The organism is Actinophytocola oryzae (assembly GCF_004364325.1).
In the GTDB taxonomy this organism is placed as follows: Bacteria; Actinomycetota; Actinomycetes; order Mycobacteriales; family Pseudonocardiaceae; genus Actinophytocola; species Actinophytocola oryzae.
This window is the reverse complement of the sequence record NZ_SOCP01000026.1, coordinates 68,356-81,718: the sequence shown is the minus strand read 5'-3', so window position 1 is coordinate 81,718 and position 13,363 is coordinate 68,356. Positions and strand designations below refer to the sequence as shown.

The window sequence follows — 13,363 nt, the reverse complement described above, 5'->3', positions numbered from 1 at the left end:
CACCCGGTACACACGGCGTGAGGCGAGGATTCCCGTCGCTGCTGCGACGGCGATAGACAGCAACGCTTCACCGATGGAGCACGGTGAAGCTGGACAACGAGGCCCCTGTGTGGCCGCGTCTGAGAGTGCCGGTGCCGAGGTACCGGCCCTGCGGACGCGCCCGGGGGTGAAGGAGCTACATGTCGGATATGTCGACCCCTGCCGGAAACCCCGGCGGGGACCCCATCGCAGCCGCACTCGCGGATCTGCCTGCCCGCATCCGCGTGCACGCGCTGGCGAAGCTGCTGGACAAGAGCAGCCGCGAGGTTCTGGCCGCCGTCGCCGAACTCGGTGTCGACGGTCGCAGCGTGCAGTCGAGCATCGACCGTGAGCTGGCGCTCCGGGTGGCCCAGGCCCTCGGGGTGGTCGCCGCGCCGGAGGAACCGGCCCAGGTGGCCGAGCCCACGTCTGCCCAGCCCGCCGAGAGCGGTTTCCGTCAGGGGACCAACTCGCCGTTCAGCGAGCCGAGCACCCGCCCGGCCCCGTCCGGCCAGGCGCCGGCGGAGTCCTCCCGTGTGATCCCGCCGACGCCCGTCTTCGCGTCCGCGTCCCCGCTGTTCCTCCCGCCGGAGCCGACCGGGGCACCACCGCAGCGCCCGGCCCGCGCCAAGGACAAGGAGGAGCCGGAGGTCGTCGAGGAAGAGGAGGCGACCGACGAGACCGACGAGGCGTTCGGCGACGACTCCGACGAGGGCAGGCCGCGCCGCCGCCGTGGCCGCCGTGGTCGCGGCAGGGGCAAGGGCGGTCAGGACGAGGCCGGTGACGAGGTCGCCGAGGACGAGCCGAAGGCCACCGAGAAGCCGGAGAAGCCGAGCAGGCGCGCCAAGCCGACCAAGGAGGAGCCCGCCGAGGCGGAGGACTCCGACGAGACCGAGGCCGCGGACGGCGACGATCCCGCCTCACGGCGTCGCCGTCGCAGGCGCCGCCGCCGCGGTGGCGACGACGGCGAGGCAGGCGCCACGACCGACGACGACCCGCCGAACACGGTCGTCCACGTCCGCGAGGCGCGTGAGGCCCGTGAGGTCCGCGAGGAGAAGCCCGAGTCCGACGGCCGCGACGAGGTGCGCAGCGTGCGCGGCTCGACCCGGCTGGAGGCCAAGCGCCAGCGCCGCCGCGACGGCCGCGAGGCGGGTCGCAGGCGTGCGCCGATCCTGTCCGAGGCGGAGTTCCTGGCCCGCCGCGAGGCGGTGGACCGGGCGATGGTCGTGCGTGAGAAGGCCGACCGGATCCAGATCGGCGTGCTCGAGGACGGCGTGCTGGTCGAGCACTTCGTGACCTCGGCTGGCACGGGGTCGCTGGTCGGCAACGTGTACCTGGGCAGGGTCCAGAACGTGCTGCCGTCGATGGAGGCGGCGTTCGTCGACATCGGCCGGGGCCGCAACGCCGTGCTGTACGCGGGCGAGGTCGACTGGGACGCCGCCGGTCTCGAGGGCAAGGCCCGCAAGATCGAGCAGGCGCTGTCGACCGGTGACAGCGTGCTGGTGCAGGTCACCAAGGACCCGGTCGGGCACAAGGGCGCCCGGCTGACCACGCAGATCTCGCTGCCGGGCCGCTTCCTGGTGTACGTGCCGGGCGGCGGGGCGACGGGCATCTCCCGCAAGCTGCCGGAGAACGAGCGCAGGCGTTTGAAGGACGTGCTGAAGCGCGTCGTGCCTGAGGACGCGGGCGTGATCATCCGCACCGCGTCCGAGGGCATCAGCGAGGAGGAGCTGGCCCGCGACGTGCGGCGGCTCCAGGCGCAGTGGCAGGTCATCAAGGACAAGACCGAGGGCACGAACGGTGCCCGCAAGGTCGGTGCGCCGTCGCTGGTCTACGAGGAGCCGGACCTGCTGGTCAAGGTCGTCCGCGACCTGTTCACCGAGGACTTCTCCGCACTGGTCGTCCAGGGCGGCATCGCATGGGAGACGGTCGACGCGTACGTGCGCCACGTGGCGCCCGAGCTGGCCGACCGCCTCCGCAAACACGTGGGGAACACGGACGTCTTCGCCGAGTACCGCATCGACGAGCAGCTGCTCAAGGCCCTGGACCGCAAGGTGTGGCTGCCCTCCGGCGGCTACCTGGTCATCGACCGCACCGAGGCCATGACCGTCATCGACGTGAACACCGGCAAGTTCACGGGGTCGGGCGGCAACCTCGAGGAGACGGTGACCAGGAACAACCTGGAGTCGGCCGAGGAGATCGTGCGCCAGCTGCGGCTGCGCGACATCGGCGGCATCATCGTCATCGACTTCATCGACATGGTCCTGGAGTCCAACAGGGACCTGGTGCTGCGCAGGCTGACCGAGTGTCTCGGCCGGGACCGCACCCGCCACCAGGTGGCGGAGGTGACCTCGCTGGGGCTCGTCCAGATGACCCGCAAGCGCGTGGGCACCGGGCTCCTGGAGGCATTCGGCACCACGTGTGAGCACTGCAAGGGCCGAGGCGTGCTGGTCACCCCGGAGCCGGTGACCAAGCCGAACGGCTCGAACGGCCACACCGAGCCCGCGCGCGGCAGCACCCGCCGCTCCCGGGGCGGTCGCGCCGACGAGCCCAAGGACACGAAGGACAAGCCCCAGGCCAAGGACGCCGCGAAGGAAGCAGCGGCCCAGGCGGCGAAGGAAGCGGTCCGCGACATCGCGAAGGCCACGACCAAGACCCCGGACAGGCCCGAGGACGACACGCACACCGAACCCGCCCCGGAGCCCGAGGAGGCACCGGTCCAGGCCGAGACGCCTCCCTCCCCCGAGGAGCAGCCCCGAGGCGAACGGCGTCGCACCCGAACCCGCGCCCACCGACCGGCGACCCGGAACGGCACACCCCTGGAGTCCTCGGACGCGACGGCGACCCCGTCCCACCAGGACACGCACGCACACGTGAACGGCAGCGGCGACCACTCGGGTTCACCCGCCGCCGCATCCCCGTCCGCCAACGGCACCCACACGGGCCCGGACGGCACCGAATCGGCCGCGTCCACCGGCTCCGACACGTTCGCCGATTCCGCTGCCACCAGGGGAGGTGGCGGTTCCGACACAGTCGACGCCACCTCCGCCAGTTCGGCTTCGGCTGGATCGGCCTCCGCTGGGTTGACCTCGGCCGGGTCCTCCTCGGTCGACCGGGCATCCACCGGGTCAGCTGCCACCGACCCGACCTCTGTCGGGTCGGGCCTCGCCGGGTCGGGTGACGGGGTCGGTTCCGACGCATTCGGTTCCGCCTCCGACGGCCCAACCGGCAGCGACGAGTCGAACACGTTCGCCGACTCCGCGTCCGGAGAGTCCGCCTCTGCCGGGTCGGACCGGTTCGCCCGTTCCACCTCTGCCGGGCAGACCCCCGCCGGATCGGCCTCGTCTGAATCGACGTCGGCTGCGTCGGGTGAGGATGCGGGGTCTGGCGCCGTCGGCGGCGGGTCCGCCGACTACTCGGTGACCGGCCCGCCTGCCGCCGATGCCCCAACGCACGGGTCCTCGTCGCAGGGGTCGTCGGACTACCAGTCGTCGGTCGGGGCGTCGTCCTTCGGGACGCGGTCGTCCGAGCGATCGTCGGCGGAGACGTCAGCCCACGGCTCCTCGTTCGCGGAGGGGTCGGACTCCGACGAGTCGGAAGAGTCGGTGGTACCCGCCCCGGCGACTCCGCCCCGCCGCCAACCGCGCCGCGCGGCGTCGCGGCCGGCTGGCCCTCCGGTGTCCGCGGGGCACGATGGCTGACCCCGATTGGGCCTCCGCCCAACGGGCACGTATCCTGTAGGTCGGCCCGCCGCGCTGGTGGGCCGACGCGTGCGCGAGCCCGGTGTCATCTCGCCCGGCCGCCGCGTCACCCAAGGTTTTCCGAAGCAGTCGAGTAGCAGGAGAGTTGCGTCCGATGTACGCGATCGTCAAAACCGGCGGCAAGCAGTACAAGGTCGCCGTTGGCGACATCGTCGAGGTCGAGAAGCTCGTCGGTGAGCCGGGCGCTGAGCTCACGTTCCCCGCGCTGCTCGTCGTCGACGACGGTGACATCACCACCGACGCCGACGCGCTGGCCAAGGTCTCGGTGCTCGGCAAGATCGTCACCCAGACCAAGGGCCCGAAGATTCGGATCCACAAGTTCAAGAACAAGACCGGCTACCACAAGCGCCAGGGTCACCGGCAGAAGCTGACCCGCGTCGAGGTCACCGACATCAAGACCAAGTAGGAGCTGAACAGCTATGGCACACAAGAAGGGTGCGTCCAGCTCCCGCAACGGACGCGACTCGAACGCCCAGTACCTCGGCGTCAAGCGCTTCGGTGGCCAGAAGGTCAACGCCGGCGAGATCCTGGTCCGCCAGCGTGGCACCAAGTTCCACCCGGGCATCAACGTCGGCCGCGGCAAGGACGACACGCTGTTCGCCCTGGCCGCCGGTGCGGTCCAGTTCGGCGAGAAGCGCGGTCGCAAGACCGTGAACATCGTCCTGGTCGAGGGCTGAAGCCCGCGATCTGAGCAAGACCCACGAGGGGCGGGCCGGCAGATATGCGGCCCGCCCCTCCTTTGCGTTCTGAGGAAGGTTTCGCAGTGTCCAGGTTCGTTGATCGTGTGGTCCTCCACGCGGCTGCCGGCAGCGGCGGCAACGGTTGTGCCTCGGTGCACCGCGAGAAGTTCAGGCCACTCGGCGGTCCCGACGGCGGCAACGGCGGCAACGGCGGGGACATCGTGCTCGTCGTCGACTACGGCGTGCACACGCTGCTCGACTTCCACTTCCGACCGCACGCCCAGGCGTCCAACGGCAAGCAGGGCCAGGGCAGCAACCGCGACGGTGCCGCCGGTGAGTCGCTGGAGCTGAAGGTTCCCGAAGGCACGGTCGTGTTGACCGAGGAAGGTGAGATCCTCGCCGACCTCACGGGCAACGGCACCCGCTTCGTAGCGGCCCGAGGCGGCCGAGGCGGCCTCGGCAACGCAGCTCTGGCGTCGAGGGCCCGCAAGGCCCCGGGCTTCGCGCTGCTCGGCGAGCCGGGCGAGGAGTCGGACCTCGTCCTCGAGCTGCGGTCCGTCGCCGACGCGGGGCTCGTCGGCTTCCCGTCGGCAGGCAAGTCGTCGCTGATCTCGGTCCTGTCGTCGGCGCGTCCGAAGATCGCCGACTACCCGTTCACGACGCTCGTGCCGAACCTGGGCGTCGTGACGGCAGGCGAGTCGACGTACACGGTCGCCGACGTGCCGGGCCTGATCCCAGGCGCGAGCCAGGGCAAGGGCCTTGGCCTGGACTTCCTCCGCCACATCGAGCGCTGCTCGGTGCTGGTGCACGTCATCGACTGCGCCACCTACGAGCCGGGCCGCGACCCGGTGTCGGACGTCGACGTGCTCGAGCAGGAGCTGGCCCAGTACACGCCCGCCCTGGGCGGCAGCCTGGCCGACCGCCCGCGCATCGTCGTGCTCAACAAGATCGACGTGCCGGACGCCCGCGAACTCGCCGAGATGGTCCGCCCCGACCTCGAGAAGCGCGGCTTGCCGGTCTTCGCCGTGTCCACGGCCAGCCACGAGGGCCTGCGCGAGCTGTCGTACGCCCTCGCCAAGATCATCGAGGAGGACCGCGCCACCCGCCCGGCCATGGAGGCGAGCCGGATCGTCCTGCGCCCACAGGCGGTAGACGACACCGGCTTCACCGTCGCCGAGGACCCGGACGAGGAAGGCGCCTTCATCGTCCGAGGCGAGCGCCCGGAGCGATGGGTCCGCCAGACCGCGTTCGAGAACGACGAGGCCGTCGGCTACCTGGCGGACCGCCTGGCCCGCCTGGGCGTGGAACAGGCCCTGGCGGAGGCGGGCGCCCAACCGGGAAGCCCGGTCACCATCGGCACCATGACCTTCGACTGGGAACCCTCCACCCCGGCCGGCATCGACATGGTCATGCACGGCCGAGGCGCCGACCCCCGCCTGGCACGCAACAACCGCGTCGGCGCATCGGAACGCAAGGCAGCCAAGATCGCCCGCCGCATCCCCACCGGCGACACACCCCCAGGCCCAGCCGACCCAGCCGCCGTCGAGGACGACGACCCCGCCGACGACACCTACGTCGACGACACCCACGCCGACGAGACCTACGTCGACGAGATCGACCAGCGGGAAGCCGAAAAGCAGCCGTGACCAGTGTGCTGTCCGCGACGAGGTCGCAGGTCGCGGCCGCCCGACGGATCGTGGTGAAGGTCGGCTCGTCGTCCCTCACCACTGCGGCGGGCGGCCTCGACCCAGCCCATCTGGACGCACTGGTCGACGCCCTGGCCACCCGCCGAAACGCGGGCAGCCAGGTGGTCCTGGTGTCCTCCGGGGCCATCGCCTCGGGCCTGGCCCCGCTGGGCATCAGTCGCCGCCCCCGAGACCTGGCCACCCAGCAGGCCGCGGCCAGCGTCGGCCAACTCGCGCTGGGCCACGCCTACGTGTCGTCCTTCGCCCGCTATGGCCTCCGCGTGGGTCAGGTCCTCCTGACATCGGACGACGTCGTCCGACGCTCCCACTACCGCAACGCCCAACGGACCCTGTCCCGCCTGCTGGCCCTGGGCGCGGTCCCGGTAGTGAACGAGAACGACACCGTGGCCACGGAGGAGATCCGCTTCGGCGACAACGACCGCCTGGCCGCCCTCGTGGCGTACCTGGTGGCAGCGGACGCGCTGGTCCTCCTCTCCGACGTCGATGCCCTGTACGACGGCGACCCCCGCCGCCCCGGAGCGCAACGCATCCCCGAGGTGCTGGACCACAGGGACGTCGCACACGTGCAAGCGGACGACGCAGGCTCCGACGTAGGCACCGGCGGCATGGCCACCAAGCTGGCCTCGGCACGCCTGGCCTCGGCAGCGGGCGTACCGGTGCTGCTCGCAGCCGCCTCCGACGCCGCCAGAGCCCTGGGACCAGCCGACGTGGGCACAGCGTTCGCGACGGGCGGCCGCCGCCTGACCCCGAGACGCTTCTGGCTGGCCTACGCAGCCGACCCGAACGGCAAGCTCCACCTGGACGAAGGCGCCGTAAGAGCCGTCGTCGACCGCCGCAGGTCCCTACTGGCGGCCGGCATAACCGCGCTGACCGGCGACTTCGAAGCGGGCGACGTCGTGGAGCTGGCCGACCCGACCGGCACCGTGGTAGCCAGAGGTGTCGTGGCCTTCGACTCGACAGAGCTTCCCGCCCTGATAGGCCACTCAAGCCGCGACCTGGCCCCGGAACACCGCCGCGAGGTAGTCCACGCCGACGACCTGGTCCCTCTACGCCACTGACCCAACACCTCGAAACACCGTCTCTGACGCCAAGCCAGTCCCCGAACCGGACAGCCCACCGCGCAATCTTCCCGTACCCATCCTCCTTTCACCGAGGCAACAAACGCCGCACGACCGACCCTAAGCATCACCGAACAAACCCTGTCTCCTCTCTGTTGTCGGTGCCCAGGCCGGCCCTACCCAGACCGACCCGGACACCGCCATCTCCACCGCGCCTCGAGCAGCGGAATCGGCTGTGACGCGTGCACGCCAAGCACCACCGAACTGACGCGCACCAACGCCCGTGCCTGAACAAACCATGCAGGGCACCACCCCGGCACGGTTCGTCTCCTCCGCGCACCACCCTCTCCATCCCGGAGGACGCGTCGACTCCGGACGGACAAAGGGTTGCCACATCCCCTTGGAAGGCAGCGCTCGAGTCGCGAACCGGAGACGGTCCTTGACGATCTCCTTCGCCCGTCAGCCCAAGGCCGCCCCTGTCAGGTGGTCGTGGCCAGGGCGAACGGCAGCACGGCCGGCACCCCGGTGTCGCGTAAGAGCTTCGCGGCGACGGTCATCGTCCAACCGGTGTCGATGCGGTCGTCGACCAGCAGGACCGGACCGTCCAGCCCGTACAGCCGCTCCGCGAGACCAGCGTCGACAGTCAGCTTCTGCCACACCTGGGCCAGACGTAACGCGCTGTTCGCCCTCGGCTCGCCCGTCTGCTCGGACCCGATCTCACCCAGCAGACTCAGCCGGCCGATCGACGCGAGGCGCTCACCCAGGTCGGCGACCAGCTTCGGCCGGCTCCGAGAGCCGATGGTCACCACACCCACAGGGCGCTGTTCCCAGTCCCACGACGCCAGGACCTGCACACAGGCGTTGAACAGGTCGTCGGGCACCGGACCGTCCGGGACGGTCGACCCTGGCGAGAACAGGTCACGCAAACGGTTGCCCCACCCGACATCGGTGAGCCGACCCAGAGCCCTACCAGTCGCCGCGACCGCGTCGGCGCCGATCCGACCAGAAAGAGGCACGTCCAGCCCGGCCATACCGCTCGGCCACTGACGACGCGGCTCGACCTCGACGCCGGGACGACGTAACCGCTCGCCGGCCAAAGCGACCCGGTCCAACGACACCTCGATGCTCCACCTGGCGCCGGCACAGTTGTCGCACCGGCCGCACGGAGCCGCGTGTGGATCATCCAGCTGCCGCAGCAGGAACTCCATGCGGCAACTGCTCGTCGACTGGTAGTCGAGCATCGTCTGCTGCTCGGCCCGCCGCGCCTCGGCGATACCCCGATACCTCTCCGCGTCGTACTGCCAGTCCGCGCCCGTCGCGAGCCAGCCGCCCTTCACCCGCTGCACCGCGCCGTCCACGTCCAGGACCTTCAGGACCATCTCCAGGCGCGACCGGGACAGGTTGCAGCGCGGTTCGAGAGCCACTGTGGACAGCGGGCGCCCGGCGCTCGCCAACGTGTCGACCACCTGACGCACAAGGGGTTCCGGCGGGAATGCCAGTGAGGCGAAGTACTTCCAGATGGCCTGGTCCTCCGAACCCGGCAGCAGCAACACCTCCGCCCGCTCGACCCCGCGGCCCGCGCGGCCGATCTGCTGGTAGTACGCGATCGGCGAGGCGGGAGATCCGAGATGGATCACGAAGCCGAGATCGGGCTTGTCGAACCCCATGCCCAGTGCCGACGTCGCCACGACGGCCTTGATCCGGTTGGCCAGCAGGTCCTGCTCGATGCTTTCCCGCTCGGCCGGATCGGTCCGTCCCGAGTACGCCGCCACCTCGAACCCGTTGTCCCGCAGAAAAGACGCGGTCTCGTGCGCCGAGGCCACGGTGAGCGTGTAGATGATGCCCGACCCGGGCAGCTCGCCGAGATGCTCGGCGAGCCACGCGATCCGCGCCTGCGGGCTCGGCAGCTCCAGCACCCCGAGGTGCAGGCTCTCCCGGTCCAGCTCGCCACGCAGCACGAGCGTGTCCCGACGGCCGAGATCCAACTGGTCCGCCACGTCGCGTACCACTCGGTCGTTGGCCGTGGCCGTGGTCGCCAGCACCGGAACCCCTGCCGGGAGCTCGGCCAGCAACGTCCGCAACCTGCGGTAGTCGGGTCGGAAGTCGTGTCCCCAGTCGGAGATGCAGTGCGCCTCGTCGACCACGAGCATGCCTGCCGACGCGGTGAGCTCTGGCAGGACCGACTCGCGGAAGTCCGGGTTGTTGAGGCGTTCCGGGCTCACGAGCAACACGTCCGTGCGTCCGGCGAGGACGTCCTGCTCGGCCTCGTGCCACTGGTCGAGGTTCGCGGAGTTGATCGTCACCGCGTGCACGCCCGCCCGCGCCGCCGCCTCGATCTGGTTGCGCATCAACGCGAGCAGCGGCGACACGATCACCGTCGGCCCGTTGCCCAGTTCTCGTAACAGAGCGGTGGCGAGGAAGTACACGGCTGACTTGCCCCACCCCGTGCGTTGCACGACAAGGGCACGCCTGCGGTTGACGACCAACGCCTCGATGGCGGTCCACTGGTCGTCCCGCAGGGATGCGCCTTCGCCTGCGAGGGCGCGGAGCCGGGTTTCTGCTGAGTTGCGAAGTGCTTGCTCGTCCACGGGGTCCACGATGGCGCATCGGGGGCGAGTGGGCCAGGAGAGGGCCGAGCGAATGGGACTTTCGTACGGGAAAGTGGTGGACGACATACACGTCGACGACCCCTGACACGTACGCTGACCAGCTATGACGGGTCGTCGGATCGGGATCATGGGTGGCACGTTCGATCCCGTGCACCACGGGCATCTGGTCGCCGCCAGCGAGGTTCAGGCACAGTTCGACCTGGACGAGGTGATCTTCGTGCCCACCGGCCAGCCGTGGCAGAAGACCGACCGCAAGGTCAGCGCTCCCGAGGACCGCTACCTCATGACCGTCATCGCGACCGCGTCCAACCCGCACTTCTCCGTCAGCAGGGTCGACGTCGAGCGGGGCGGCACCACCTACACCGTCGACACGCTCCACGACCTGCGCAACGCCTTCCCGGACGCGGAGCTCTTCTTCATCACCGGCGCCGACGCGCTGCAGCAGATCCTGTCCTGGCGGCAGGCCGAGGAGCTGTTCTCGCTGGCCCATTTCGTCGGCGTGACCAGGCCCGGATACAACCTGGACGACACCCATCTGCCCAACGGGTCGGTGAGCCTCATCGACGTGCCGGCGATGGCGATATCCTCGACGGCGTGCCGGGAGCGGGTCGCGTCTGGCCTCCCCGTGTGGTACCTGGTGCCCGACGGGGTTGTCCAGTACATCTCCAAGCGCGATCTGTACCGGAACGCGTGACCCGAACGGCCGCCGCCCGGGTATTCTCCCAGGGTTGAACAGACCGGTTCACCAGAATACGCATTATCGAGGAGTGACGTGTCCGCAACGCACGACGCACGGGAGCTGGCGCTGGTCGCTGCCAACGCCGCAGCCGACAAGTTGGCCAGCGACGTGATCGTGCTCGACGTCTCGGACCAGCTGGTCATCACGGACTGTTTCGTGATCGCCTCCGCGCCGAACGAGCGGCAGGTCGGCGCCATCGTCGACAACGTCGAGGAGAAGATGCGCGACGCGGGTACCAAGCCGGTGCGGCGTGAGGGCGCGCGCGAAGGCCGCTGGGTCCTGCTGGACTTCGTCGACGTGGTCGTCCACGTCCAGCACGCCGACGAGCGTGCCTTCTACGGTCTCGAGCGGCTCTGGAAGGACTGCCCGCGCATCGACTTCGACTCCGATGCCGGCGTGGGTGAGACCAACGGCGGGACGACGTGACACTCAGTCGGCTCGTGCTGTGGCGGCACGGCGAGACCGACTACAACGCCGCGGGCCGGATGCAGGGCCACCTGGACTCCGTGCTCACGGACGTGGGCCGCAAGCAGGCCCAGTTCGCGGTACCGGCTCTCGCCAGGTTCTCGGCGGATCTGATCGTCGCGTCGGACCTCAAGCGGGCCACGGATACCGCGACCATCTTCGCCGAGGCCGCCGGCGTGCCGCTGCGGTTCGACAAGCGTCTGCGTGAGACCCATCTCGGCCTGTGGCAGGGCATGACCGGTCCGCAGGTGGACGAGCAGTGGCCAGGCGCGCGGCAGCTCTGGCAGACGGACCCGGCCTGGACGCCGCCCGGCGGCGAGGCGCGGGTGGAGGTCGCGGCGCGTGCCGCCGAGGTTGTCGCCGAGCTCGACGAGTCCGCCGAGGGCACCGCCGTCCTGGCCGCGCACGGCGGGTTGATCACGGCGCTGACCGGCCACTTGCTGGAGCTGCCGGTCGCCGCGTGGGCGAAGCTGGGCGGCATCGGGAACTGCCACTGGGTGGTGCTGGCCCGGCGCGCTTCGAGCGGGCTGGCCTGGCGGTTGATCGCCTACAACGCGGGGATCACCGGCTGAGCATGACGACCCTGCTGGTGTTCGGGGACTCGTTGAGCTTCCAGGGACCGGACGGACCGTGTCCCTCCGACGACGAGCGACTGTGGCCCAACCGCGCGGCCACCATGCTGGGCGGGCACGCCGAGCTGTTCGCACGGTCGGGCTGGACCGCGCGGGACGCGTTCTGGACGCTGGCAGGCGACCCCAGGGTGTGGACACAGCTGCCCAAGGTCGACGTGCTCGTACTCGCCGTCGGCAGCATGGACACCCTGCCGTCGCCACTGCCCACCTACCTCCGTGAAGGCCTGCGCTACCTGCGGCCGGACCCGTTTCGGCGCTGGGTGCGGGACCGCTACGTCGCCGCACAGCCGTGGCTCGCCAAGGGCACCCGGGGCCGGCCGGTCGCCCTGCCGCCCGCGCTGACAGTCCACTACCTGGACCGGATCCTCGGCTCGATCCGGATGCTGCGGCCGGACCTGCCCACGGTCGGAGTCGTGCCCTCGGTACACGTCGCCGGCTCGTACGGGTATGTCCACACAGGCCACCTGGCCGCGGCAACCGCGGTCCGTGCCTGGGGCGAACGGACGGGTGTGCCCCTGCTGGATCTCCCCGCGCTGGTCGGAGATCACGTGTTCGGCGGGCGTGCCAACCCGGACGGCATGCACTGGGGTTGGGAAGCACACGAGCTGGTAGGCAAGGCCCTTGCCGACGAGGCAGGCGCGCTGCTGCGTCGGCCGGGCTGACGCTCATCCCGGCGCCGACCACGTAGGCTCCCTCCGTGCCGGTCGCCGTCGTCACCGATTCCAGTGCGTACCTGCCGGATGGCTTCGCCAACCGGCATGCGGTGCACGTCGTGCCGATCCACGTGCTGATCGACGACTGTTCCGGTCGCGACGGTGTCGACATCGGACCCTCGGACGTGGCTGCCGCGCTCACCGGACGGCGCGCGGTGACGACGTCGCGGCCGAACCCCGAGGAGTTCGCCGAGACCTTCCAACGGCTGCTCGACGACGGCGCGGACGGCATCGTGTCCGTACACCTCTCCCGTGAGCTGTCCGGGACCTGGGAGTCGGCGCGGTTGGCCGCGAAGGAGGTCGGCGACGACCGGGTGCGGGTCGTCGACTCGCGTACCGCCGTCATGGGCCTCGGGTTCGCCGTGTTGCGGGCGGCGACGGCGGCGGCCGGTGGTGCGTCGAGTGCCTCGGTCGAGGACGTCGCGGCGGCCGCTGCCGCGCGGACCAGGACGTTCTTCATGGTCGAGACCCTCGAGTACCTGCGCAGGGGTGGCCGGATCGGCTCGGCGGCGGCGTTCCTCGGCACGGCGCTCGCGGTCAAGCCGGTCCTGCACGTCAAGGACGGCCGCATCGTGCCGTTGGAGAAGGTGCGGACCACCAACCGGGCGGTGGCGCGGCTCGTGGACCTGGCCGAGCAGGCCGCTGCCGAGACGGGGGCAACCAGCGTCGAGCTCGCGGTGCACCACCTCGCGGCCCACGACCGGGCGGTCGAGCTCGCGACCAGGCTGGACGAGCGGATCTCGCCTGCCTCCGGCTGTGTGGTGTCCGAGCTGGGCGGCGCGATCGGTGCGCACACCGGCCCCGGCATGCTGGCCGTCGTCGTCTGCCCGACTGACGGATAACCTCCCAGCTTCGCATACCACACCGACATCTCCACGGCCCTGACCAGGCGTTCCGGACCACTTGTCCACAGCCCGGGCAGTTGTCCACACCCCGGCCTCGCTCCCCGGCTCCCCAGCCCTTCCGCGCCTATCGTCGAACC

11 protein-coding genes are annotated in these 13,363 nt (G+C 70.6%); 10 read left to right on the top strand and 1 reads right to left on the bottom strand.

Annotated features, from left to right (window positions below; all coding sequences use genetic code 11):
* Positions 1–179: 179 nt before the first annotated feature.
* The 5 genes from CLV71_RS43485 to proB all read left to right on the top strand — a co-directional run bounded on the left by CLV71_RS43485 (position 180) and on the right by proB (position 7,223).
* Positions 180–3,719 carry a translation initiation factor IF-2 N-terminal domain-containing protein gene (locus CLV71_RS43485; protein ID WP_133908830.1) on the top strand — a complete coding sequence of 1,180 codons (3,540 nt, stop codon included), beginning with the start codon at positions 180–182 and terminating at the stop codon, positions 3,717–3,719.
* 154 nt (positions 3,720–3,873) lie between these two features.
* Positions 3,874–4,185 carry a 50S ribosomal protein L21 gene (gene rplU / locus CLV71_RS43480; RefSeq protein ID WP_133908829.1) on the top strand — a complete coding sequence of 104 codons (312 nt, stop codon included), beginning with the start codon at positions 3,874–3,876 and terminating at the stop codon, positions 4,183–4,185.
* 13 nt (positions 4,186–4,198) lie between these two features.
* Positions 4,199–4,456 carry a 50S ribosomal protein L27 gene (gene rpmA / locus CLV71_RS43475; RefSeq protein ID WP_133908828.1) on the top strand — a complete coding sequence of 86 codons (258 nt, stop codon included), beginning with the start codon at positions 4,199–4,201 and terminating at the stop codon, positions 4,454–4,456.
* A gap of 44 nt (positions 4,457–4,500) precedes the next feature.
* Positions 4,501–6,105 (top strand): GTPase ObgE, encoded by a 1,605-nt coding sequence (gene obgE / locus CLV71_RS43470; RefSeq protein ID WP_133908827.1) that lies wholly within the window; start codon positions 4,501–4,503, stop codon positions 6,103–6,105.
* 8 nt (positions 6,106–6,113) lie between these two features.
* On the top strand, positions 6,114–7,223 hold the full coding sequence (gene proB, locus CLV71_RS43465; RefSeq protein ID WP_133908890.1) for a glutamate 5-kinase: 1,110 nt from the start codon (positions 6,114–6,116) through the stop codon (positions 7,221–7,223).
* 479 nt (positions 7,224–7,702) lie between these two features.
* Here proB and CLV71_RS43460 read toward each other — a convergent pair whose 3' ends face one another.
* Positions 7,703–9,811, bottom strand: a complete 2,109-nt coding sequence (locus CLV71_RS43460) for a RecQ family ATP-dependent DNA helicase (protein WP_243867365.1) — start codon at positions 9,809–9,811, stop codon at positions 7,703–7,705.
* Between the two features lie 124 nt (positions 9,812–9,935).
* Between CLV71_RS43460 and nadD the strand changes: the two genes are divergently transcribed.
* The 5 genes from nadD to CLV71_RS43435 all read left to right on the top strand — a co-directional run bounded on the left by nadD (position 9,936) and on the right by CLV71_RS43435 (position 13,223).
* Positions 9,936–10,526: a nicotinate-nucleotide adenylyltransferase gene (nadD, locus tag CLV71_RS43455; protein ID WP_133908825.1), complete on the top strand. Its 591-nt coding sequence runs from the start codon at positions 9,936–9,938 to the stop codon at positions 10,524–10,526.
* 78 nt (positions 10,527–10,604) lie between these two features.
* Complete coding sequence (rsfS, locus tag CLV71_RS43450; protein ID WP_133908824.1) at positions 10,605–10,997, top strand: ribosome silencing factor; 393 nt, start codon at positions 10,605–10,607, stop codon at positions 10,995–10,997.
* A complete protein-coding gene (locus CLV71_RS43445) occupies positions 10,994–11,608 on the top strand; it encodes a histidine phosphatase family protein (protein WP_133908823.1) in 615 nt (204 codons plus the stop codon). The genes rsfS and CLV71_RS43445 overlap by 4 nt, the downstream gene beginning before the upstream one ends.
* A 2-nt stretch (positions 11,609–11,610) precedes the next feature.
* Complete coding sequence (gene octT, locus CLV71_RS43440; RefSeq protein ID WP_133908822.1) at positions 11,611–12,330, top strand: diglucosylglycerate octanoyltransferase; 720 nt, start codon at positions 11,611–11,613, stop codon at positions 12,328–12,330.
* A gap of 35 nt (positions 12,331–12,365) precedes the next feature.
* Positions 12,366–13,223, top strand: coding sequence for a DegV family protein (locus CLV71_RS43435; protein ID WP_133908821.1), 858 nt, complete (start codon positions 12,366–12,368; stop codon positions 13,221–13,223).
* The last annotated feature ends 140 nt before the right edge of the window (positions 13,224–13,363 follow it).